This is a genomic window from Nesterenkonia lacusekhoensis (assembly GCF_017876395.1).
GTDB lineage: Bacteria > Actinomycetota > Actinomycetes > Actinomycetales > Micrococcaceae > Nesterenkonia > Nesterenkonia lacusekhoensis.
Genome location: NZ_JAGINX010000001.1, coordinates 166,402 through 186,781, shown reverse-complemented (window position 1 = coordinate 186,781; position 20,380 = coordinate 166,402). Strand labels below are relative to the sequence as shown.

Here is a 20,380-nt window from a genome sequence, read left to right as displayed (position 1 = left end):
CCTCGATCAGAAGGTCCTAGCGACTCACTCGGAGATCACCTTGGTCACGTTCGGGTCCACGGCGATGCCGGGGCCGAACGTGGTGGAGACCGTGGCCCGCTGGATGTAGCGACCCTTGGAAGCGCTGGGCTTCAGGCGCAGGATCTCGTCCAGGGCTGCGGCGTAGTTCTCCGCCAGCTGCTGGGGCTCGAAGCTGGTCTTGCCGACGATGAAGTGGAGGTTGGAGTGCTTGTCGACGCGGAAGTCGATCTTGCCTCCCTTGATGTCGCCGACAGCCTTGGCGACGTCGGGGGTCACCGTGCCGGTCTTCGGGTTCGGCATCAGGTTGCGGGGACCCAGCACCTTACCGAGGCGGCCGACCTTGCCCATCATGTCCGGGGAGGCCACGGCGGCGTCGAAGTCGGTCCAACCGTCTGCGACCTTGGCGATCAGCTCGTCGCCGCCCACGAAGTCAGCTCCGGCCTCCTCTGCCTTGGCCACGTTGTCACCCTGGGTGAAGACGACCACGCGGGCAGTCTTACCGGTGCCGTGCGGCAGGTTCACGGTGCCGCGCACCATCTGGTCGGCCTTGCGGGGGTCGACCGAGAGGCGCAGGGCGACCTCGACGGTGGCGTCGGTCTTGGAGGGGTTGGTCTCCTTGGCCAGGGCGACGGCCTCAGCCGGAGAGTAGACAGCGTCCTCGCCGATCTTCTCGAGTGCCGCCTTGTATGCTTTGCTGCGCTTTGCCATCTGCGATGTTCTCCTTAGCAGTTGTGGTACGCGGACCGCGCTCGGCCCTTCCCACCGGCCCGACGTCGTCGGGCCTTCCTATATGTCTGGTACGGCTGTTCAGCCGTCGACGGTGATGCCCATGGAACGAGCAGTGCCGGCCACGATCTTGGAGGCGGCGGCCATGTCGTTCGCGTTGAGGTCTTCCATCTTGGTCTGGGCGATCTCCTCGACCTGGGCCTGGGTCAGCTTGCCGACCTTCTCGGTGTGCGGAACACCGGAGCCCTTCTGCACGCCTGCGGCCTTCTTGATCAGCTCAGCAGCCGGCGGGGTCTTGGTGATGAAGGTGAAGGAGCGGTCCTCGTAGACCGTGATCTCCACAGGGATCACATTGCCGCGCTGGGACTCAGTCGCCGCGTTGTAAGCCTTGCAGAACTCCATGATGTTGACGCCGTGCTGACCCAGTGCGGGACCGATGGGCGGAGCCGGGTTCGCGGCACCTGCCTCGATCTGCAGCTTGATCAGACCGGCGACCTTCTTCTTGGGGGCCATAATCTGTCCTTACTTTCCGTGCTTCCTCCGGCCTCAGGAGCGAGGGCGGAGGGGTCGGTCGCTGTGGCGCAGCGACCAGCTCGACGCCGCAGGCCAAAGCGAACCTGCGACGTCGGACATCTGTAGTTGTGCTGGACTCCGGCCCAGCCGAGAGGATCGGCTCAGTAGATCTTCTCGACCTGGTTGAAGTTCAGGGTCACCGGGGTCTCGCGCTCGAAGATCGAGACGAGGACCACCAGCTGGCGGGAATCCGGGTGGATCTCGGAGATCGTGGCCGGCAGGGTTGCGAAGGGACCATCGGTGACGGTCACGGACTCGCCGATCTCGAAGTCGACCTTCACGTCCGATGCCGGTGCGGCGGCGGCACCTTCGCCCTCCACCGTCTCCTCGCCGTCGACGACGGCCTTGCGCGGAGCATCCGGCTTGCCCAGCAGGTGCTCGGCCAGCATGTCGAAGACCTCGTCGGTGCTCAGCGGATGCGGGTCATGGGCATTGCCCACGAATCCGGTCACACCCGGAGTGTGGCGCACCACGCCCCAGGAGGCGTCGGTGAGCTCCATGCGGACCACCACGTAGCCGGGGATGCGCACCCGGTTGACGACCTTGCGCTGGGTCCCCTTGATCTCCACGACCTCTTCCATGGGGACTTCGATCTCGAAGATGTAGTCCTCCATGTCCTGGGTCTGGATGCGGGTCTCCAGATTGGACTTCACGCGCTTCTCGTAGCCGGCGTAGGTGTGGACGACGTACCAGTCGCCGAGCTGACGGCGCAGCTTAGCCCTGAGCTCCTGGGCGCGCTCCTCGTAGGACTTCTCCTCCTCGGGAGTCGCCTCCTGCTCGGGAGTCTCCTGCGAAAGATCCTGCTCAGACACTTCTCTCCTGCTTTCCGTGATGCTCAGCTGACGCAGCGATCTGCTGCATCACTCGGCGTCGTCGCCCTCGGGTCCTTCCGGCTCCGGCTGCTCGCCATCCTCGCCGCCTTCGATGTCCAGATCGTCGAGGTTCAGGTCCTCGAGGTCCTCCGGGGCCAGCTCCCCGCCGGGACCCTGCTCCGGGCCCGGGGCAGGAGCGGGATCCGCTCCCTCCTCGACCGGACCGCCCCCGCCGAAGACCCAATCAGCGCCGGTGCTGAACACGCGGTCCAGGCCGGAGACGATCAGGATGACGATGATCACGAACACCAGGACGACCAACGTGTAGTTGGTCAGCTCCCTGCGGGTCGGAACAACGACCTTCTTGAGCTCATCGATCACCTGGCGGAGGAACAGCCACACCTTGCCGAACGGGCCCTTGGGTTCGCCTCCGGCAGGGGAACCCTGCTCATCTGTCGAAGGCGTCTGCGACACGAAGGCTCCATCTGTCAGAACGGATCGGGTGGGTGTTTCCGCCGAGACACGAGACTCAGCGCAGGGCAGACAGGACTCGAACCTGCAACCTACGGTTTTGGAGACCGTTGCGCTACCAATTGCGCCACTGCCCTTCGGGGTCCTGCTCCAGCGTCACGAGCCTACCTCAGCAGGCACGATCAGTAGAGGTGTTCAAGACACCGGTGAATCAGTCTACGCTGAAGCTGTCCAGAACGACAAACCACGATCCTGACGCGGCTCTGCCTCTGCCGGTAGGGTGGTCGATGATGACCTCCTCGAACGACGCCTCTTTGAACGACGAAGGAACCACCATGCCTGCTGCCTCCCGCATCTCCGACCGCATCGGCGCCATCGCCGAATCAGCGACGCTCGCCGTCGATGCCAAGGCCAAGGCCATGAAGGCCGCCGGCGAGGACGTCATCGGATTCGGTGCCGGAGAGCCGGACTTCCCGACCCCGGACTATATCGTCGAGGCCGCGGCCGAAGCCACTCACAACCCGCGCTACCACCGCTACTCCCCCGCTGCCGGCCTGCCTGAGCTGCGCGAGGCCCTGGCGGAGAAGACCACGCGTGACTCCGGGTACCGGATCGACGGCAAGCCCTTGGCCGCCGCCAACATCCTGGTCACCAACGGCGGCAAGCAGGCGGTGTACAACACCTTCGCCACTCTGCTGAACCCCGGCGACGAAGTCATCGTCCCCACCCCGTACTGGACCACCTATCCCGAGGCCATCAAGCTGGCCGGCGGCGTGCCCGTGGACGTCTTCGCCGGACCCGAGCAGGGCTACCGCGTCACCGTGGACCAGCTGGAGGCAGCCGTCACAGAACGCACCAAGGTGCTGCTCTTCGTCTCCCCCTCCAACCCCACCGGTGCGGTCTACTCACCCGATGCCGTGGAGGAGATCGGCCGCTGGGCGGCCTCGAAGGGCCTGTGGGCGGTCACCGATGAGATCTATGAGCATCTGACCTACGACGACGCCGTCTTCACCTCCATCGCCTCGCTCCCCGAACTGGCCGACCAGGTGGTCGTGCTCAACGGCGTGGCCAAGACCTACGCCATGACCGGCTGGCGCGTCGGCTGGATGGCCGGTCCCGTCGATGTCATCAAGGCGGCCTCCAACCTGCAGTCCCACGCCACCTCCAACGTGGCCAACGTGTCTCAGGTGGCCGCGCTGACCGCGGTGACCGGGCCCCTGGATGCGGTGGAGGAGATGAAGCGAGCCTTCGACCGCCGTCGTCGCGCCATCGTCGAGGGCCTCAACGCCATCCCCGGCTTTGACTGCCCCACCCCTGAGGGCGCCTTCTACGCCTACGTGGATGTCCGTGGCGCGCTCGGCGAGCAGGGCTCCGCCGCCGGAATCGCAGGCAGGACGCCGAACACCTCCGCCGAGCTGGCCGAGCTCATCCTCGAGGAGGCCAAAGTCGCCGTGGTCCCGGGCGAGGCCTTCGGCCCCAGCGGGTTCCTCCGACTGTCCTACGCGCTGGGCGATGAGGATCTCGCGCGCGGCATCGAACGCATCCGCGCACTGATCGCAGGAAGCTGACGGGGATTAGACTGAATCCCGAAGAAATCTCCAGCCTGCCGACGTCGCCAGGACCATTCGTCATCTGTTGAAGGGATGAGCACAAGTATGCGCATCGGACTGCTGACCTCAGGCGGGGACTGCCCCGGCCTCAACGCCGTGATCCGCTCCGCCGTCCTGCACGGCATCAAGAGCTACGGCGACGAGTTCGTCGGCTTCAAAGGCGGCTGGCGCGGCCTGATCGAGGGTGACTACACCGAGATCACCCGCCACGACGTTCGCGGACTCGCCCGCGAAGGCGGCACCATCCTGGGCACCTCCCGCACCCACCCCTATAACCACCCCAAGGGTGGTCCGGAGAACATCGCCAAGCAGATGAAGCGTCACGACATCGACGCCGTCATCGCCATCGGCGGCGAAGGGACGCTCGCGGGGGCCAAGCGCCTGGCCGACGACGGCATCCCCGTGGTCGGAGTGCCCAAGACCATCGACAACGATCTGAAGGCCACCGACTACACCTTCGGCTTCGACACCGCCATCTCGATCGCCACCGACGCCATGGACCGTCTGCGCACCACCGGTGAGTCCCACCACCGCTGCATGGTGGCCGAGGTCATGGGCCGCCACGTCGGCTGGATCGCCCTGCACTCGGGCATGGCCGCCGGTGCCCACGCCATCCTCATCCCCGAGCAGAAGGTCGACCTCGACCAGGTCTGCGAATGGGTGGAGCAGGTCCACTCCCGCGGCCGCTCACCGCTGGTGGTGGTCGCTGAGGGATTCATCCCTGAGGGCGACGACGAGGCACTGGCCGGCAAGGGCCATGAGGCCGATGGACGCCCCCGCCTGGGCGGCATCGGCGAATGGCTGACTGCGCGCATCGAGGAGCGCACCGGCATCGAGACCCGCAACACCACGCTGGGCCATATCCAGCGCGGGGGGAACCCCACCGGCTATGACCGCGTCCTGGCCACACGCTTCGGCATGAAGGCCCTGGACCTGGTCCACGATCAGGCCTGGGGACACATGGCCTCGCTGCGCGGCACCGAGATCGTCCAGGAGGACCTGGCCAGCGCGCTGGACGGCCTCAAGGGCGTCCCGGTGGAGCGTTACGAAGAGGCCAAGATCCTCTTCGGGCGGTGATCCTGACTCACTGATACGACGACGCCGGCGGCCTCTCGCAGTAGGAGAGGCCGTCGGCGTCGTCGTATCTGAGGGAGGAAGGCTCTCTGCCGGCCTTCGGCACTTCAGAACCAGAGACTCAGCGGCGCGGGGCCCGCACGAAGCCGCCCCGGGGGCGGCCGACCGTCTTGCCGGCGTCGGGCCGCACGATCAGCTCCTGAGCCGCGGCATAGAAGGTGGGCGCGGGCGCCTCCTCAGCGCCCTCCTGCGGCTCAGCGGAGCTCGCGACGGCGTCGCGGACCACCAGTGGGGCGTCCGGATCCACCCGGCGCTTCACCAGCGCCAGGGCGATCGGTCCCATCTCATGGTGCCGGGCCGCAGAGGTCACCACTCCGACGGCGCGCTCGGCGGCCAGCGCCTCAGCCTCGGCGGTGGGCTCCTGGGGGGCGAGCACCTCGGCACCGACGGCAGGAAGCGTGTGCTCGGATCCGTCCAGGTGCAGGAAGACCAGCCGGCGCGGCGGATGTCCCAGGTTATGCACCCGGGCGACCGTCTCCTGGCCCTTATAGCAGCCCTTGGAGAGGTGGACGGCCGTACGGATGAGGTCCAGCTCGTGCGGAATGGCCTTGTCGTCGACTTCCCGAGCCAGACGCGGACGCCAGGCGGCCACACGCAGCGCCTCGGCGGCGAAGGTCCCGGCCAGCGTCCAGTCCTGGGCCCCCAGGCCCTCCGCCACGCTGCTCAGGCTCTCCCGCGGGATCACGGTCAGGTGCCAGGACCAGTCGGCACCGGGATGCCCTGACTCCTCCACCGCGGCATAGCTGGCGGCTCCCGGACCCAGCTGGGGCCACGGGTCCTCCCAGCGGGCGGCAGCGGCGACGGCGTCGGGGAGCTGATCAGGGAGCGGCTGGGCCGAGCCGAGCACGGCGAAGTCGGCTGTGCGATCGGTGATCTCCACCCGCAGCATGAACTTCATCGAGTCCAGCCAGTCAGCCAGGACGCCGCCGTGGGTGTTCTCGGTGATGAGCCACGCAGTCTCGCCGTCATCGGTGATGGAGGCCTCGTGCTCGATGCGCCCGGAGATGTCCAGCAGCAGCAGCTCAGAGGACTCCCCCGGCCTCAGGCCGTCGACCTTCTGCGAGGACAGCGTGGTCAGCCAGCTCAGCCGATCCGGGCCGGTCACGGTGACCACCGAACGGTTCGAGAGGTCCACCAGGCCGCGGCCTCGGTCCAGGGCCCGCTGCTCCTTGGTGGGGTCTCCGTAGTGTGCGGCCAGGCCGGCGTCGTCGCCGGAGTCGGCCACGGCACCGGGACGCTGCAGCAGAGGGGAGGAATACTCGGTCACAGAACGGCTCCTTGAAGGTCTGGGAGACCAGCCGGTCCTCAGACGCGTTCGAGGATGGCGGAGGCGTGAGGCTTGAGCTCGTCACCGTCCTGCACATCCCAGCGCCAGAACAGCTGGTCGTTCACCAGTCCGAACATGCGCGTGCCCCCGGGGTATTCCGCCGCCTGCTCGCCGCGCATGACGGCGTCGGTGACGATCTGCAGCTGCGGCCCCTTGACGCGTCCGTAGTAGAGCTCAGTGATGCTGCCGGGATGCGAGATCGTCGCAGTGATCGGGTAGGAGCCGTCCTCGTTGGCCAGCTCCTCCACCTCCGAGGCGCTCTTATAGGCCGGGACCACATCGGCGGGATCCAGACCGGGCCCGACGTCGGCGTCGGTGCGCTTCCGATCCAGGGCCCAGAAGCCGGTCTCCACGCTGAGCGGGCGCAGCCGCGTCCCGTCCTGCTCGGTCAGCCAGGACTCGGCACGGTATTCGACGAATTCAAGCCCTGAGTCGCGGAAGGTGACCTTCTGGGTGAAGGTGGGGTCAGACTCCTCCCCTTCGCCCAGCCGTCCCTGGCCTTCCCATTCGCCCAACAGCCAGTACAGCGGCGCGAGCTCAGGAGTCAGATCAGTGGGCAGCTCCATAGGTGCCATAGAAGGTCAGCGCTGACCCTTGTACAGGCGGGAGATGACGGTCCAGGAGATCCCGGCGATGATCAGGGTGCACAGCACCAGCAGGCCGATGAAGAAGATCTCCATAGCCAGAAGCGAGACATTCTGCAGTGCGAAGTTCATACCCAGCAGTGTAGCTGGTCACACCAGCAGGACGCGCTCCGTGAAGTAGATCAGCACGCCTGTGGCGGCGATCGGCGCAGCACCCACGGCCATCCCGGAGAACAGGCCCGACGGCGTCCCCTGCTGGATCAGGAAGCGGCGGAAGCACACCAGCAGCGCACCGGCGCTGAGTCCGATCACTCCGGCGAAGAGCAGCGTCAGCTCGCCCCAGAACACGGTCATCCCCACAGCTGCGGCCGCACTGCCGAGGACCACCAGCGGCAGGGTGAGCGCATCACGCCACGGCAGACACGCCAGCAGAGCGCCGACGAACAGCGTCGCTGCGGCCAGGCCCGCCACGCTGAGCTCCCCGCCGGGACCGGTGACACCCAACATGCCCCATTCCTCATACGGCATCAGGCCGCGCACGCTGAGGAACCCCATGACCTCGGAATCCTCACCGCCCTCGGCCAGGCTGGCCGGGTAGCGCAGGCCGGCCACCCAGCCCGCGGCAGTGGTGGTGACCACCACACCGGCGCAGGCGCCCAGCGTGGACTCCAGCCGGTGGGGCCGCCCGGTGCCGCGCAGCACCTGGATCACGAACACCGCGATGATCCCGAAGGCCAGGGCCACGGAGGACCAGAAGAACAGGGTGTCGACCTCGGCGGCGATGGACGCCCCGACGGCGGCGACGATGCCGGCTGCGCCGATCACTGCCGAGAGGGAGCCCCGCGCAGTCACGCCCATCAGCTGGGGCCAGCCCAGTGCGACGACGGCACAGATCAGGCACACCACCACGGTCAGGGCGGCGGTGCCGAGCCAGGAGGTCAGCGCGAGCGCCGCTGCGGAGATCAGGGCGGAGGCGGCCACTGGTAGATACTTCACAGGAGACCATCCTGCCAGAGGGTCCTGGGCAGGCCATGCCCCTCGGCTATACTCCTTGATCAGGCCCGCAGCGTGCCTCGATGCGTTGGAGCCCTGTAACTGTGCTGTAACAACAGGACTGGTTTACTCGGACCCGACATCACCGGTGCTCGGTGTTCCGAGGAGTCAGACTCTGACCCCTCCGTGAGAGGACTCGCCGCTCTAGGCCGCCAGGGAACCGGGGCCGGACCGCCACACTGGTGACAAGCAGTCGAGAGGGAGGACGACGGATGGCACAGGTGCTGCTGCTCTCTGACGCCCCCGATGACGCTCTGCCCTCGTTGGAGCTGCTCAACCACCGGGTGCGCTCCTTCCCCTCTGAGGCCGCGAGCATCGTCCGTGCGCCGAATGTGGACATCACGCTGATCGACGCGCGGAAGAACCTGGCTCACGCACGCTCGCTGTGCCAGCTGGTGAAGTCCTCCATGCTCTCTCCGGTGATGGTCATCGTCTCCGAGACCGGCCTGCCCACGCTCAACGAGTCCTGGCAGACCGACGACTTCCTGCTCACCGACTCCAGCCCCGGCGAGATCGACGCACGCATCCGCCTGGCCGCCGTGGAGGTGGAGGACGAGGTCCCCAGCGGAGAGATCCGCGCCGGCGGCATCACCATCGATGAGACCACCTATATGGCCACGATCAACGGCCGGCTGCTCAACCTGACGTATAAGGAGTTCGAGCTGCTGAAGCATCTGGCCCTGCACCCGGGCCAGGTCTTCACCCGCGACCGCCTCCTCCATGACGTCTGGGGCTATGACTACTTCGGCGGCACCCGCACGGTGGACGTGCACATCCGACGTCTGCGCGCCAAGCTCGGTTCCGAGCACGAGACGCTGATCGGCACGGTCCGCAACGTCGGCTACCGCCTGGTGGTCTCCGGAGCCGATGACAACGGCGCCGTCTCTGCCGCCGATGCCCTCTCCTCCGATACGGTGTAACTCCAAGACACAATGCCCCTCCGCGGAGCGGGCAGCGGCGCAGGAGTGTGAGATCCATGAGCACCGAGGCTCAGAGCCAGCCCCAAGACATCACCGTGGAGACGCTGCGCGAGGCACCCAGCCCTGAGCGCGTGGAGGCCCTGCACGAGCTCGCCCGTGCGGCCGAGGAGGCCGACGGCAACCCTCCCTTCTCCGAACAGACGCTCATCGAGCTCACCAAAGCCCTGGAGCACGACGCCGGCGAGGCCCCGCTGACCATCGCCTACGCCTGGGCCTCGGCCGGAGGTTCAGGCACCGGAGGTTCCGGCAGGACCGAGGAGGACGCCGATTCGGCCGAGCGCGGCCTGCTGGCCGGGGCCGGCGTCGTCGTCCTGGGTGATCCTCAGGAGGGTGAGGAGAGCCCGGACGTGCTGGAGATGGTGGTGCGCCCCGACTGCCGCAATCAGGGCATCGGCGGGATGCTCGCCGCTGCGCTGTCCCAGGGCACGCTCTCCCCCACCTCGGGTCGCCTGCAGCGGGCCTGGGCCCACGGCGAGCACGCCGCGGCCCAGCGTCTGGCCTCCCGCTTCAGCTGGAGCCCGGTCCGCGAGCTCTGGCGGATGCGGCTCTCCGCCGTCGATGAGATGGACGCAGAAGACCTGCCCAGCGCCCACCTGCCCGAAGGCGTGGAGATCCGCCCGTTCCGCCCGGGCCAGGACGAACAGGCCTGGCTGCGGACCAACGCCGCAGCCTTCGCCGACCACCCTGAGCAGGGACGACTCACCCTGGAGGATCTGCAGGCACGGATGGCAGAGGACTGGTTCGACCCGTCCGGCTTCCTGCTGGCCTGGGAGACCGACGCCGAGGGCGGAGAGACGCTGCTGGGCTTCCACTGGACCAAGGTCCACCGCCCCGAGGAGGGCGCCGCGGACCACGAGTCCGTCGGCGAGGTCTACGTGGTCGGCGTCGCGCCCGAGGCCCAGGGCCGCGGCCTGGGACGCTCACTCACCCTGGCCGGCATCGAGCATCTGCACCGTCAGGGGCTCAGCGCCATCATGCTCTACGTGGACGCGGACAACGCCCCCGCGGTGGGGCTCTATCGGGCGCTGGGCTTCACACGCTGGGATGTGGACACCCAGTTCGCACCCTCGTACCAGTAGGCCCGAACGTGTGAGTCTGCGCGTGACGCTGGCCGGGTCACCGGACTGATATCTTTCCATTGTGAGCACCGGAGCACGTCTGCATCAGGTCCCCCGCCGTCGCACTGCTGATTTCGCCGACGACGGCGCTGATGCGCAGATCCTGGCCGCGGGAGCTCTGTGCTGGCGGCTGCATCGCGGTGAGCTCGAAGTTCTGCTGATCCACCGTCCGCGCTACGACGACTGGTCCTTCCCCAAGGGGAAGCTCGACGATGATGAGACCCTGCCCGAATGTGCCGTGCGCGAAGTCGCCGAGGAGATCGGGCTGAAGATCCGGCTGGGCATCCCGCTGCCGGTCACCCGGTACGACGTGGTCAAGCCCCGCCGCAACGACTCCGCCGGAAACCCGCGTGCGGACCGTCGGCGCAGCAAAGAGGTCTGGTACTGGGCCGCCGAGGTCAAAGAGGGCACTCCGCGTCCCGACGCCGAGGAGACCGACGAGGTCCGCTGGGTGACCATCGAGGCCGCCCGGCAGATGCTCACCCAGAAGGGCGACATCGTCCCGCTGGATGCCTTGGAGCGTCTGCATGAGGAACACCGCCTGCGCACCACGCCGTTCGTGGTGCTGCGCCACGCCAAGGCCAAACCCCGCTCCTCCTGGTCCCGCGCCGAAGGTGAGCGCCCGCTGGCCGCCACCGGCAAACGGCAGGCCAGAGCCGTGGAGCGCCTGCTCACCGCCTGGCGGCCCCGCCACCTGGAGTCCAGCCCGTGGAGGCGCTGCGTGGAGACGGTCGCCCCCTATGTGAAGCAGCACCGGCACAAGATCAAGTACCGGAAGTCGCTGACCGAGAAGCGGGCCAGGGAGAACCCCAAGAAGCCGCAGAACCGGACCCATAAGTCCCTGGAGATGCTGCAGCCCAGCTGCCTGTGCACCCATCGGCCGGTGCTCCCCCTGGTGCTCGAGGAGCTGCGCCGCTGGGTCAAGGACCAGACCGTCCTGGAGGCCCTGCCCACTGAGGATCCGTACCTCGCGCCCGGAGCAGTGATCGTCGCCCAGCAGGCCACCGACCGCGGCGGGGAGATCGTCTCGGTGGAGGTCTACGAGCCCTTCGACGACTGAAGCCCCACCCGGGATCGCGTACGCCATTGTCGAGAATCGGGTACCCGATCGCCTCATTCCGCCCCATCCGGCACACGATCCGCGGCGCCGGCCGGACGGTAGACTGGCCGCGTGAGCTCAGCTACCGCAATCCCCACGCCCTATGAGGACCTACTGGCCGACGTCATGGCCCACGGCGCCCATAAGGCGGACCGCACCGGCACCGGCACGCGCAGCGTCTTCGGCCGCCAGATCCGCTTCGACCTGGCCGAGTCCTTTCCTCTGATCACCACCAAGCGGGTCCACTTCCGCTCGGTGGCCCTGGAGCTGCTGTGGTTCCTGCGCGGAGACTCCAACGCCACCTGGTTGCAGGAGCGCGGAGTGCGCATCTGGAACGAATGGGCCGACGAGGACGGCGAGCTCGGCCCGATCTACGGTGTGCAGTGGCGCAGCTGGCCGACCCCCGACGGCGGCTCCCTGGACCAGATCAGCCAGGTCATCGACCAGCTGAAGACCAGCCCCGACTCCCGCCGCCACGTCGTCTCGGCCTGGAACCCGGGACAGATCGAGGACATGGCCCTGCCGCCGTGTCACATCCTCTTCCAGTTCTACGTGGCCGACGGCCGGCTCTCCTGCCAGCTCTATCAGCGCAGCGCAGACATGTTCCTGGGCGTTCCGTTCAACATCGCCAGCTACTCGCTGCTGACCCTCATGGTCGCCCAGCAGGTCGGCCTGGAGCCCGGAGAGTTCATCTGGTCCGGCGGCGACTGCCACATCTACGACAACCACGTGGAGCAGGTCCAAGAGCAGCTCAGCCGCCAGGCCTACCCCGCTCCGCAGCTGAAGCTGGTCCGGACCCCGGACTCGATCTTCGACTATGAGCTGGAGGACTTCGAGGTCCTGGACTATCAGCACCACCCCACCATCAAGGCCCCCGTCGCCGTCTGAGGCAGCCTCCCGCACGCCGCGGGAAGGAGCACGAGGGAAGGAGCACTGTGAAGACCCAGCTGGTCGGAATGATCTGGGCCGAGGCCGCCGAGGGAGTCATCGGCCATGAGGGCGGCATGCCCTGGCACCTGCCCGAGGACCTCACCTACTTCAAGAAGATGACCGCGGACTGCCCGGTGATCATGGGACGGCGCACCTGGGAGTCGCTGCCGGAACGGTTCCGGCCGCTGCCCAAGCGCACCAATGTGGTCATCACCTCCGACGCCGGACGGGCCGCCTCTGTACGCTCCGAGGGTGCGCTGACCGCCTCCTCACTGAAGGAGGCCATCAGCCTGGCCGGCCAGAAGGACCCCAAGGCCCATATCGCCTGGATCATGGGCGGCGGGCGTCTCTATGCGGAGGCCATGGAGAAGGATCTGACTGATCTGATCTCCATCACCCGGATCGACCTGCAGACCCCGGGCGACACCTACGCGCCCGAGCTGGGTGCGGGCTGGACCGGCGTCGGGAAGGTTCCGGACCGGGGCTGGAATACGGCGGAGAACGGGACGCGCTATCGGTTCGAGACCTACCGCAGAGAGGGACGACCATGACGCAGAAGCCGGAACTTCAGCAGTCCGCCGCCCAGACGGGCTTCACCAACGCCGTGGTGCTGGGCCTGGCCGCCTACGTGGTCTTCCCGGTGCTCGCACTGATCACCGCGGTGATGGGCCTGGTCCTCATCCTCAACGACCGCCTGGTGCCAGGGATGATCTTCCTGATCGTGATCCTGCAGGCCTGGGTGATCGCCGGAGTGTGGACCCATCTGCGCCGGAGGAAGATCCTCGAGCGCGCCGCCCGCGTCGTGGAGCGGCAGACGCGCGAGGAGCGCGAATCCTGACCCGTCTCTGAGAACCCTGCCCCAGGATGGGGATGAGCCGACCCGGTCGGAGCCCCCGCAGAACGGGAGGGCATACTTTTCGGTACGCTGGAGGGCATGACTTCCACCGTTTCTTCCGTAGGCCTCATCGGCTGGCGCGGCATGGTCGGCTCCGTGCTGGTCCGGCGCATGCTCGATGAGGGCGACTTCGCCCACATCAATCCGGTGTTCTTCTCCACCTCCAACGCCGGCGGCCCGGCCCCGACCTTCGACGGCGTCGAGGCCGAGGAGACCAGCCTCCAGGACGCCTATGACATCGAGACGCTGAAGAAGCTCCCGATCATCGTCACCGCTCAGGGCGGGGACTACACCAAGGCCGTCTACCCCAGGCTGCGCGAGGCCGGCTGGGACGGGATCTGGATCGACGCGGCCTCCACGCTGCGCATGGAGGCCTCCTCCATCATCACGCTGGACCCCATCAATCGCGATGTCATCGACGCTGGCCTGGCCGCCGGGGTCAAGGAGTTCGTGGGCGGCAACTGCACCGTCTCCTGCATGCTCATGGGCCTGGGCGGACTGTTCAAGCAGAATCTGGTCGAGTGGGGAACCGCCATGACCTATCAGGCGGCCTCGGGCGGCGGCGCCAAGCACATGCGCGAGCTGCTCAACCAGTTCGGCGATCTCCACTCCGCCGTCGGCACCGAGCTGGCCGACCCGGCCTCGGCCATCCTGGACATCGATCACAAGGTCCTCCAGACCCAGCGCGAGGGCCTCGACGCCGCACAGTTCGGCGTGCCTCTGGCCGGCTCGCTGATCCCCTGGATCGACGCCGACCTCGGCAACGGCGTGGCCAAGGAGGAGTGGAAGGCCGGCGTCGAGACCAATAAGATCCTCGGCCGCGGCGAGAATCTCGCCCCCGGAGTGGACCGCCGGGGAGATGCTGTTCCCTTCGACTCGCTCTGCGTGCGCGTAGGCGCCCTGCGCTCGCACTCCCAGGCGTTGACTCTGAAGCTGCGCGAGGACATCCCGGTCAGCGAGATCGAGGACATCGTCGCCGGCGGCACTGACTGGGCCCAGGTGGTGCCCAATGAGAAGGAGGCGACGATGGAGCGGCTGACTCCGGTGGCCGCCACGGGCTCGCTGGACATCCCGGTGGGGCGCATCCGCAAGCTCGAGATGGGCCCGGAGTACATCTCCGCGTTCACTGTGGGCGACCAGCTGCTCTGGGGTGCGGCCGAGCCGCTGCGCCGCATGCTGCTGATCGCCGTCGGCAAGCTCTGAGGCCTCTCCTCAGCCCAATCGACCGAGAATTCCTGTGGCATATGCCACAGCCATACTGAAGGCCCCGGCGCTCCCTGCGGAGCACCGGGGCCTTCTGCATGCCTTGGGGCGCCTGAGCTGGAGGATCATCGACAGCCCCTCCAGAGATGGCCTGGAGCACCTGGAGCACGTCCGCCCTGCACAGAGCCAGACCCTATGATGCAGAACAGCCCAAACCTGACGATTTCGCCAGAACTGGCTGGATACACACTGATCGATCTGGTTCACCACACACCGCAGGGTATGACGAAAGGAAGGTATGGAGGACTCTGGTTCACCCATCCTGAGCACGGCGACTGTCGTCGTGCTGCTGATCCTCTTCTACGGACTCACGCTCTATGTCGCGCTGAGGATCCGTCGGAAGAAGGAGAACGCGGACGCCTACATGACAGCCGGCAACAGAGTCGGCTTCGGAGTAGCCGCCGCGAGCATGACCGCCACATGGATCTGGGCCTCGTCGCTGTACGCCTCAGCGACCTCCGGGTACAACTACGGCATCTCAGGCCCCATCCACTACGGCCTCTGGGGCGCCCTGATGATCCTGTTCATCTATCCGTTCGGCCGACGCATCCGCCAGATCGCGCCGCGGGCCCACACGCTGGCAGAGATCATGCGCGCCCGCCACGGCAGCTCCAGCCAGCTGCTGCTGGCCGGTTCCAACGTCGTCGGCAGCATTATGAGCCTGATGACGAACTTCGTCGCCGGCGGCGCTCTGATCGCCCTGTTCTCACCGCTGAGCTTCGTCCAGGGCGTCATCGCTGTGGCGGCAGGTGTCCTTCTGTACACGTTCTGGTCGGGATTCCGCGCCTCAGCGCTGACCGACTTCATGCAGGTCCTGGCGATGCTGCTGCTGGTGGGCATCATCATCCCCATCGTCTTCTTCGCCGCCGGCTTCCCTGAGGCCTTCGAGACCGGGTCGACCAATCTGACCCCGGAGCAGGGGAACTTCTTCTCCTCCGAGGCGTTCCTCAACCAGGGGGCGCCCTACATCGCCGCAGTCCTGGCCTACGCGATCGGCAATCAGACCATCGCCCAGCGGCTCTTCGCGGTGCGGGAGGACCTGATCAAGAAGACCTTCGTCACCGCAACGGTGGGCTACGGGGCGATGGTCATCGGCGTCGGCATGCTCGGAGTGCTCGCCCTGTACCTCGGGATGGAGCCGGCAGGTGGGGACACCAACAACTTGGTGCCGCAGATGGCGGCCGAGTTCCTGCCCACAGCGCTGATCGCACTGTTCCTGATCATCATCATCGGGGCGCTCTCCTCGACCGCGGACTCCGATCTCTCCGCCCTGTCCTCGATCGTGATGGCTGACATCTACGGTCAGAACATCGCTGAGCGCGGTCGAGCCGATCCCAAGACCATGCTGTTCGTCGGGCGCATCACCATGGTGCTGGCCACTGCCACAGCGGTGATCGTCGCCGGGCTGCAGCTGGACATCCTGGACATGCTGGTCCTCGTCGGCGCCCTCTGGGGTGCTCTGGTGTTCCCGGTGATCGCCAGCTTCTACTGGCAGAAGGTCACCAACCGCGCCTTCGTCACGGCGGTGCTGAGCGCCTTGGCGATCTTCCTCCCGGTGCGCTTCGACTGGCTGCCGATGGAGAGCGCCTTCTTCGCGGTGCTGGTCGATCTGCTCAACGCCGTGGGGATCGGAGTGATCCTGGGCCTCATGGCCTTCGGCTTCTTCGGCCTCCGGGCCGGCCAGGTCACCGGGGTGCTGGCCACCGTGATCAGCCTGCCGCTGACCTTCGGCTGGATGCACGAATACACCGTCCTGAGCGCATCGCTGGTGGCTTACGCCGTGAGCACGCTGGTCTGCATCGGCATGTCAGCGCGCAGCGGCGCCACCTTCGACTTCTCCTCGATCAGCCGACGGGTGGGAGACTTCGACGCCCGCCCGGCTGACAGGGAGCCGGCTGACCCCGGGGAAGCCGACGCCATCGACCGTGAGACCGCAGGAAGGAGCTGAAGACCATGGAGACCGCTCTGCTGACGCTCTATGTGCTGGTGTGGCCGGTCATCGTGCTGGCCGTGATGGCGCTGCTCGTCAAGGGTTTCGTCGCCGACTGGCGCGAAGCCCGGCGTGAGGGGCGCACGCTGCTCTGACACACCTGATCCGGTGCACTTCGCAGATATGAGGCCCCGGCCCCGCTTCAGGGGTGCCGGGGCCTCACGTCTGCGGCGTAGACTTCAGCTGCGACGGGGTGTCGTCAGAAACACCACCCCACCCGAGCGGCCGCCGGCTGAAGGAGAGCACCATGACGGAGAAGGACATCAGCGCCTACGGACGTGTCTATAAGAAGCACACGCCCGACATCATGAAGACCTGGGGAGAGTTCAACAGCGCCGTCTTCTCCGAGGAGCGTGAGGTCCCGGTGAAGTACCTGGAGCTCATCGCCATCGGCGTGGCCATGACGACCCAGTGCGAGTACTGCATCGAGTCCCACACTGCCCGGGCCGTGGAGGCCGGGGCCACCGACGCCGAACTCGCCGAGGCCTCCTGGGTGGCGGCGGCCCTGCGTGCCGGCGGCGCGTTCACCCACGGCCGCTTGGCCTTCAAAAACGCCGAGGAGCACCGACACACCCACTGAGGCGAGGCGGCGGTCAGGGGCGTGGGATGAGCCCCTCGCGGCCGCCGGAGACCCAGTCCGGGGAGAAGCTGCGTTCGCCGCGGACCTGCTCCGCCAGGGCGTCCAGCCGAGCCATGGTCCCGGCAGGAAGCCCGACGCCGGCCCCGTCCTGACCCAGCCCGGCCTGCAGCTCGTCCCAGTGCTGGGCATAGCGGGTTCCTGGGATCGGCGCGATCACCGCACCCAGTTCGGCGGCCTTGGCGAAGAGCCAGGCCAGAGCCAGCCCCGCCGCGGGGACCCCCACGGCGGCCGCCTCGGCACGCACCTGCTCGGCCAGGTTCTGATTGACGGCCAGGTTCTCCCCCTGGAACCACGGGAAGTTATGCCGCCCGTCGCCCTCGCCCAAAGCGTCCGGGGTGAAGTGATCGGTGATCAGCCCACGCCCCACCGGCGAATACGGCACAAAACCGATCCCCAGCTCCGCGCAGGTCGGCAGCACATAGGTCTCCACGTCCCGAGCGAAGATGCTCCACTCGGACTGTACGGCGGTCACTGGATGCTCTGCGTGGGCGCGGCGGATCTCCTCGCCCGTGGCCTCGGAGAGCCCGATGGCGCGGACTTTGCCCGCCTCCACCAGTTCGCCGAGAGCTCCCGCACTCTCCTCGACGGGCACTTCGGGGTCCACGCGGTGCAGATAGTAGAGGTCCACATAGTCGGTCCCCAGCCGCTGCAGGCTCAGATCGACCTGTTCGCGGATATAGGCGGCGTCCCCGCGGGCCCGTCGCTGTCCGACGCCGCCGCCCTTCTCGATACCGACTTTGGTGGCCAGGACGAATTCGTGGCGGCGATCGCGCAGAAAGGTGCCGACCACCTGCTCACTGACGCCGTCGCCGTAGATGTTCGCCGTGTCGATGAAGTTCACACCGCGCTCCTCCACGTGGTGGAGCAGGTCGAGGGCGGCGTCCTCCGCGATGCGGCCGTAGGCGCCGGCGATGGACATCGCGCCATAGCCGATGGAGGTCACATTCAGAGCGTGCTCGCCGGTGCCGAGGCGGACATCCGCGACAGGCATGGGACAGTCCTTCCGAGATCGTTGCGTCGTCGTCATAGGGTGTAACCGGAGCAGCTCAGCTAGAGAGAGCAGCCGAGCAGCACCGGCTCCGGGTGCAGCTCGACGCCGAATCGCTGCCTCACCGCGTCCCGCGCGGCGCGGGCCACTGTCAGCAGGTCCTCCGCCGAGGCCGTCCCACGGTTGGTGACCGCCAGGGTGTGCTTGGTGGACAGCGAGGCCCTGCCCTCGGTGAGATCAGCGCCGAATCCCTTGCCGCAGCCGGCCTGGTCGATCAGCCACGCGGCCGAGAGCTTCACCAGGTCCTCTCCGGACTCACTCTGCCCGGCCGGGAAGCGCGGCGCTCCCTCCGGCAGCCCGGCGGCCGCCGAGGCCGGCACGATCGGGTTGGTGAAGAAGGAGCCGGTGGAGTAGGTGTCCGGGTCGGCGTCGTCGAGGACCATGCCTTTGCCCGCGCGCAGCGCCAGGACCTTGTCCCGGACATCCTGCAGCGGGGCGCGGCGCTCATCCTCCACCGCGTTGGCCTCCATCCCCAAGGAGCGGGCCAGCTCACCGTAGCGGACCGGCGCCGAGAGCGTCTCGTCACCTCGATGGTCCAGGGCGAAGCGGACCGAGAGGACCACATAGCGCGGCGAGCCGCTGACGGTGGTGCGTTTGAGCAGCGAATCCCGATAGCCGAACTCCAGCTGCTCAGCCTCCAGGGTGACCAGCTCACCGACAGCACGGTCCCATGCGCGGACGTCCAGCAGTGTCTGAGAGACATCAGCCCCATAGGCGCCCACGTTCTGCACCGGCGTGGCTCCGGCGGACCCAGGGATCCCCGAGAGCGCCTCCAGCCCGGAGTATCCGCGCCGGACCGTCCAGTCCACCGTCTCATCCCAGTCGGCCCCGGCGGCCACCGTCACCACGGCTGTGCCCTCCGAGGCCTCCGCCGAGATGCCGGTGAAGGCCAGCTGCAGAACAGTGCCCTCGAAGCCGGCGTCGGAGACCAGGAGGTTGGACCCCCCGCCGAGCACCAGCAGAGTGTCCCGTGCGGCGGCACGGTCCTCCTGCGCGGGCAGCGGATGCTGCTGCAGGACGGTCAGCGCCTCCTGTTCGGCGTGGGCGATGACCCACTCCCCCGCGGGCCCACCGACCCGTGCTGTGGTGTTCTCGGCGAAACGTGTCATCAGACGAGCTTCACCACGGCCTGAGACTTGGCGAGCACCTTCTGGGGCTTGGCGCTCTGTCCCTCAGCGTCCTGTCCCTCAGCGTCCTGCGGCAGCAGCTCCACGCTCAGATCCACCCGAGCAGTGCCGGCCTCGACGTCGGCAGCGCCGATCTTTCCGCTGATCCGGAGCGTGGCGGTGGGGGTGTCCGGTCCGCCGGAATCGGCGTCGGGAACCGGAACCGGCTTGGTGAAGCGGGCCTGGTAGTCCACCACAGCGCCGGGATCTCCTGCCCAGCCGCTGACCAGGTCCACCGCCGAGCCCATGGTGAGCATGCCGTGGGCGATGACACCGTCCAGGCCCACTTCGCGGGCGAAGCGCTCGTTCCAGTGGATCGGATTGTGGTCTCCGGAGGCAGCGGCGTAGGCGATGAGGTCCGCGCGCGAGAAGGTGATCTCGCGGGAGCCGATCTCCTGACCCTTCTCCAGGGTCGTGATGTCAGGGGTGCGGCTCTGGTCGCTCACGCGGCGGCCTCCTCGTTCTGTCCAGCGGCATTCTCCTCAGCGGCGTTCTCCTCATCGGCGCGGACCAGCAGGCTGGAGGTGACGGTGGAGCGCAGCTCGCCCTCCGGCGTCGTGATCTCCACCTTGGTGGTCACCATGGCGCCTGCGCCCATCACCCGGATGCGATCCACGGTGACCTGGGCGTGCAGAGTGTCGCCGGCCAGGATGGGGCTGTGGTGAGTGAAGCGCTCGTCGGCGTGGACCACACGGCTGAAGTCCACTCCCAGCTCGGGGTCCTCGATGGCCGCGGCCTCGGCCCGCTGGGCGACGACGACGGCGAAGCTCGGTGGAGCCACCAGATCGGCGTGGCCGAGGAGCTCAGCGGCGTCGACCTCATAGTGAGCCCGGTGTTCAGCCTTGACGGCGGCAGCGAACTCACGGACAGCTTCGCGGCTGACCTGGTACGGCTCGGCGGGCGGGTACTGGTGACCCTCTCGTGCGGTGTTCACGCTCAT

Annotated in this window: 24 protein-coding genes and 1 tRNA gene; 12 read left to right on the top strand and 13 right to left on the bottom strand. The window is 67.5% G+C overall.

Annotation, left to right across the window (positions count from 1 at the left end):
- Positions 1 to 24: 24 nt before the first annotated feature.
- The 5 genes from rplA to JOF45_RS00890 all read right to left on the bottom strand — a co-directional run bounded on the left by rplA (position 25) and on the right by JOF45_RS00890 (position 2,740).
- Positions 25 to 729 (bottom strand): 50S ribosomal protein L1, encoded by a 705-nt coding sequence (gene rplA, locus JOF45_RS00910; RefSeq protein ID WP_210047366.1) that lies wholly within the window; start codon positions 727 to 729, stop codon positions 25 to 27.
- A gap of 99 nt (positions 730 to 828) precedes the next feature.
- On the bottom strand, positions 829 to 1,260 hold the full coding sequence (rplK, locus tag JOF45_RS00905; protein ID WP_210047365.1) for a 50S ribosomal protein L11: 432 nt from the start codon (positions 1,258 to 1,260) through the stop codon (positions 829 to 831).
- A gap of 161 nt (positions 1,261 to 1,421) precedes the next feature.
- On the bottom strand, positions 1,422 to 2,132 hold the full coding sequence (gene nusG / locus JOF45_RS00900) for a transcription termination/antitermination protein NusG (RefSeq protein WP_342591358.1): 711 nt from the start codon (positions 2,130 to 2,132) through the stop codon (positions 1,422 to 1,424).
- A 48-nt stretch (positions 2,133 to 2,180) separates the two neighbouring features.
- Positions 2,181 to 2,606, bottom strand: coding sequence for a preprotein translocase subunit SecE (gene secE / locus JOF45_RS13565; RefSeq protein ID WP_210047364.1), 426 nt, complete (start codon positions 2,604 to 2,606; stop codon positions 2,181 to 2,183).
- A 61-nt stretch (positions 2,607 to 2,667) separates the two neighbouring features.
- A tRNA-Trp gene (locus JOF45_RS00890) sits at positions 2,668 to 2,740 on the bottom strand.
- Positions 2,741 to 2,893: 153 nt separating this feature from the next.
- Between JOF45_RS00890 and JOF45_RS00885 the strand changes: the two genes are divergently transcribed.
- Both JOF45_RS00885 and JOF45_RS00880 read left to right on the top strand, forming a co-directional pair.
- Positions 2,894 to 4,171: a pyridoxal phosphate-dependent aminotransferase gene (locus JOF45_RS00885; RefSeq protein WP_210047363.1), complete on the top strand. Its 1,278-nt coding sequence runs from the start codon at positions 2,894 to 2,896 to the stop codon at positions 4,169 to 4,171.
- An 87-nt stretch (positions 4,172 to 4,258) separates the two neighbouring features.
- A complete protein-coding gene (locus JOF45_RS00880; protein ID WP_210051181.1) occupies positions 4,259 to 5,290 on the top strand; it encodes a 6-phosphofructokinase in 1,032 nt (343 codons plus the stop codon).
- A 118-nt stretch (positions 5,291 to 5,408) separates the two neighbouring features.
- On the opposite strand, the gene ygfZ is transcribed toward JOF45_RS00880, so the two are convergent.
- The 4 genes from ygfZ to JOF45_RS00865 are packed head-to-tail and all read right to left on the bottom strand — an operon-like array spanning position 5,409 to position 8,254.
- Positions 5,409 to 6,614, bottom strand: a complete 1,206-nt coding sequence (gene ygfZ / locus JOF45_RS00875) for a CAF17-like 4Fe-4S cluster assembly/insertion protein YgfZ (protein WP_210047362.1) — start codon at positions 6,612 to 6,614, stop codon at positions 5,409 to 5,411.
- A gap of 38 nt (positions 6,615 to 6,652) precedes the next feature.
- The gene (locus JOF45_RS00870) at positions 6,653 to 7,249 is read right to left on the bottom strand and encodes a nitrobindin family protein (protein WP_210047361.1); all 597 of its coding nucleotides are present in this window, start codon (positions 7,247 to 7,249) and stop codon (positions 6,653 to 6,655) included.
- 6 nt (positions 7,250 to 7,255) lie between these two features.
- A complete protein-coding gene (locus JOF45_RS13455) occupies positions 7,256 to 7,390 on the bottom strand; it encodes a hypothetical protein (RefSeq protein WP_281069666.1) in 135 nt (44 codons plus the stop codon).
- Positions 7,391 to 7,408: 18 nt separating this feature from the next.
- Complete coding sequence (locus JOF45_RS00865; RefSeq protein ID WP_210047360.1) at positions 7,409 to 8,254, bottom strand: hypothetical protein; 846 nt, start codon at positions 8,252 to 8,254, stop codon at positions 7,409 to 7,411.
- 269 nt (positions 8,255 to 8,523) lie between these two features.
- Between JOF45_RS00865 and JOF45_RS00860 the strand changes: the two genes are divergently transcribed.
- The 10 genes from JOF45_RS00860 (at position 8,524) to JOF45_RS00815 (ending at position 17,166) form a co-directional block, all read left to right on the top strand.
- Positions 8,524 to 9,231 (top strand): winged helix-turn-helix transcriptional regulator, encoded by a 708-nt coding sequence (locus JOF45_RS00860; protein ID WP_210047359.1) that lies wholly within the window; start codon positions 8,524 to 8,526, stop codon positions 9,229 to 9,231.
- Between the two features lie 56 nt (positions 9,232 to 9,287).
- On the top strand, positions 9,288 to 10,370 hold the full coding sequence (mshD, locus tag JOF45_RS00855) for a mycothiol synthase (protein WP_210047358.1): 1,083 nt from the start codon (positions 9,288 to 9,290) through the stop codon (positions 10,368 to 10,370).
- 61 nt (positions 10,371 to 10,431) lie between these two features.
- The gene (locus tag JOF45_RS00850) at positions 10,432 to 11,469 is read left to right on the top strand and encodes an NUDIX hydrolase (protein ID WP_342591357.1); all 1,038 of its coding nucleotides are present in this window, start codon (positions 10,432 to 10,434) and stop codon (positions 11,467 to 11,469) included.
- 111 nt (positions 11,470 to 11,580) lie between these two features.
- Positions 11,581 to 12,396, top strand: a complete 816-nt coding sequence (locus JOF45_RS00845; protein ID WP_342591356.1) for a thymidylate synthase — start codon at positions 11,581 to 11,583, stop codon at positions 12,394 to 12,396.
- Positions 12,397 to 12,443: 47 nt separating this feature from the next.
- A complete protein-coding gene (locus JOF45_RS00840) occupies positions 12,444 to 12,989 on the top strand; it encodes a dihydrofolate reductase (RefSeq protein ID WP_342591355.1) in 546 nt (181 codons plus the stop codon).
- Complete coding sequence (locus JOF45_RS00835) at positions 12,986 to 13,276, top strand: NF038396 family protein (RefSeq protein ID WP_210047357.1); 291 nt, start codon at positions 12,986 to 12,988, stop codon at positions 13,274 to 13,276. Before JOF45_RS00840 ends, JOF45_RS00835 begins: the two co-directional genes overlap by 4 nt.
- 96 nt (positions 13,277 to 13,372) lie before the next feature.
- On the top strand, positions 13,373 to 14,536 hold the full coding sequence (gene asd / locus JOF45_RS00830; protein ID WP_210047356.1) for an aspartate-semialdehyde dehydrogenase: 1,164 nt from the start codon (positions 13,373 to 13,375) through the stop codon (positions 14,534 to 14,536).
- A 298-nt stretch (positions 14,537 to 14,834) separates the two neighbouring features.
- Entirely contained in the window at positions 14,835 to 16,544 is a 1,710-nt protein-coding gene (locus JOF45_RS00825; RefSeq protein ID WP_210047355.1) for a sodium:solute symporter family protein, read from the top strand.
- Between the two features lie 5 nt (positions 16,545 to 16,549).
- The gene (locus tag JOF45_RS00820; protein ID WP_210047354.1) at positions 16,550 to 16,681 is read left to right on the top strand and encodes a putative transporter small subunit; all 132 of its coding nucleotides are present in this window, start codon (positions 16,550 to 16,552) and stop codon (positions 16,679 to 16,681) included.
- Between the two features lie 152 nt (positions 16,682 to 16,833).
- Positions 16,834 to 17,166 (top strand): carboxymuconolactone decarboxylase family protein, encoded by a 333-nt coding sequence (locus JOF45_RS00815; protein WP_210047353.1) that lies wholly within the window; start codon positions 16,834 to 16,836, stop codon positions 17,164 to 17,166.
- Positions 17,167 to 17,179: 13 nt separating this feature from the next.
- Here JOF45_RS00815 and JOF45_RS00810 read toward each other — a convergent pair whose 3' ends face one another.
- From JOF45_RS00810 to JOF45_RS00795, 4 genes are read right to left on the bottom strand one after another with little or no spacing between them, the layout of a single operon-like run.
- Complete coding sequence (locus JOF45_RS00810) at positions 17,180 to 18,217, bottom strand: aldo/keto reductase (RefSeq protein ID WP_210047352.1); 1,038 nt, start codon at positions 18,215 to 18,217, stop codon at positions 17,180 to 17,182.
- Positions 18,218 to 18,276: 59 nt separating this feature from the next.
- A complete protein-coding gene (locus JOF45_RS00805; RefSeq protein ID WP_210047351.1) occupies positions 18,277 to 19,383 on the bottom strand; it encodes a UDP-N-acetylmuramate dehydrogenase in 1,107 nt (368 codons plus the stop codon).
- Positions 19,383 to 19,886 (bottom strand): MaoC family dehydratase, encoded by a 504-nt coding sequence (locus JOF45_RS00800; protein ID WP_342591354.1) that lies wholly within the window; start codon positions 19,884 to 19,886, stop codon positions 19,383 to 19,385. Before JOF45_RS00800 ends, JOF45_RS00805 begins: the two co-directional genes overlap by 1 nt.
- Positions 19,883 to 20,380: an FAS1-like dehydratase domain-containing protein gene (locus tag JOF45_RS00795; RefSeq protein WP_210047350.1), complete on the bottom strand. Its 498-nt coding sequence runs from the start codon at positions 20,378 to 20,380 to the stop codon at positions 19,883 to 19,885. The genes JOF45_RS00800 and JOF45_RS00795 overlap by 4 nt, the downstream gene beginning before the upstream one ends.

Coding starts and splice junctions, on each gene's coding strand:
- rplA (WP_210047366.1), bottom strand. CDS start 729: ATGGCAAAGCGCAGCAAAGCATACAAGGCGGCACTCGAGAAGATCGGC.
- rplK (WP_210047365.1), bottom strand. CDS start 1,260: ATGGCCCCCAAGAAGAAGGTCGCCGGTCTGATCAAGCTGCAGATCGAG.
- JOF45_RS00885 (WP_210047363.1), top strand. CDS start 2,894: ATGACCTCCTCGAACGACGCCTCTTTGAACGACGAAGGAACCACCATG.
- JOF45_RS00880 (WP_210051181.1), top strand. CDS start 4,259: ATGCGCATCGGACTGCTGACCTCAGGCGGGGACTGCCCCGGCCTCAAC.
- JOF45_RS00870 (WP_210047361.1), bottom strand. CDS start 7,249: ATGGCACCTATGGAGCTGCCCACTGATCTGACTCCTGAGCTCGCGCCG.
- JOF45_RS13455 (WP_281069666.1), bottom strand. CDS start 7,390: ATGAACTTCGCACTGCAGAATGTCTCGCTTCTGGCTATGGAGATCTTC.
- JOF45_RS00860 (WP_210047359.1), top strand. CDS start 8,524: ATGGCACAGGTGCTGCTGCTCTCTGACGCCCCCGATGACGCTCTGCCC.
- mshD (WP_210047358.1), top strand. CDS start 9,288: ATGAGCACCGAGGCTCAGAGCCAGCCCCAAGACATCACCGTGGAGACG.
- JOF45_RS00835 (WP_210047357.1), top strand. CDS start 12,986: ATGACGCAGAAGCCGGAACTTCAGCAGTCCGCCGCCCAGACGGGCTTC.
- asd (WP_210047356.1), top strand. CDS start 13,373: ATGACTTCCACCGTTTCTTCCGTAGGCCTCATCGGCTGGCGCGGCATG.
- JOF45_RS00825 (WP_210047355.1), top strand. CDS start 14,835: ATGGAGGACTCTGGTTCACCCATCCTGAGCACGGCGACTGTCGTCGTG.
- JOF45_RS00820 (WP_210047354.1), top strand. CDS start 16,550: ATGGAGACCGCTCTGCTGACGCTCTATGTGCTGGTGTGGCCGGTCATC.
- JOF45_RS00815 (WP_210047353.1), top strand. CDS start 16,834: ATGACGGAGAAGGACATCAGCGCCTACGGACGTGTCTATAAGAAGCAC.
- JOF45_RS00810 (WP_210047352.1), bottom strand. CDS start 18,217: ATGCCTGTCGCGGATGTCCGCCTCGGCACCGGCGAGCACGCTCTGAAT.
- JOF45_RS00805 (WP_210047351.1), bottom strand. CDS start 19,383: ATGACACGTTTCGCCGAGAACACCACAGCACGGGTCGGTGGGCCCGCG.
- JOF45_RS00795 (WP_210047350.1), bottom strand. CDS start 20,380: ATGAGCGTGAACACCGCACGAGAGGGTCACCAGTACCCGCCCGCCGAG.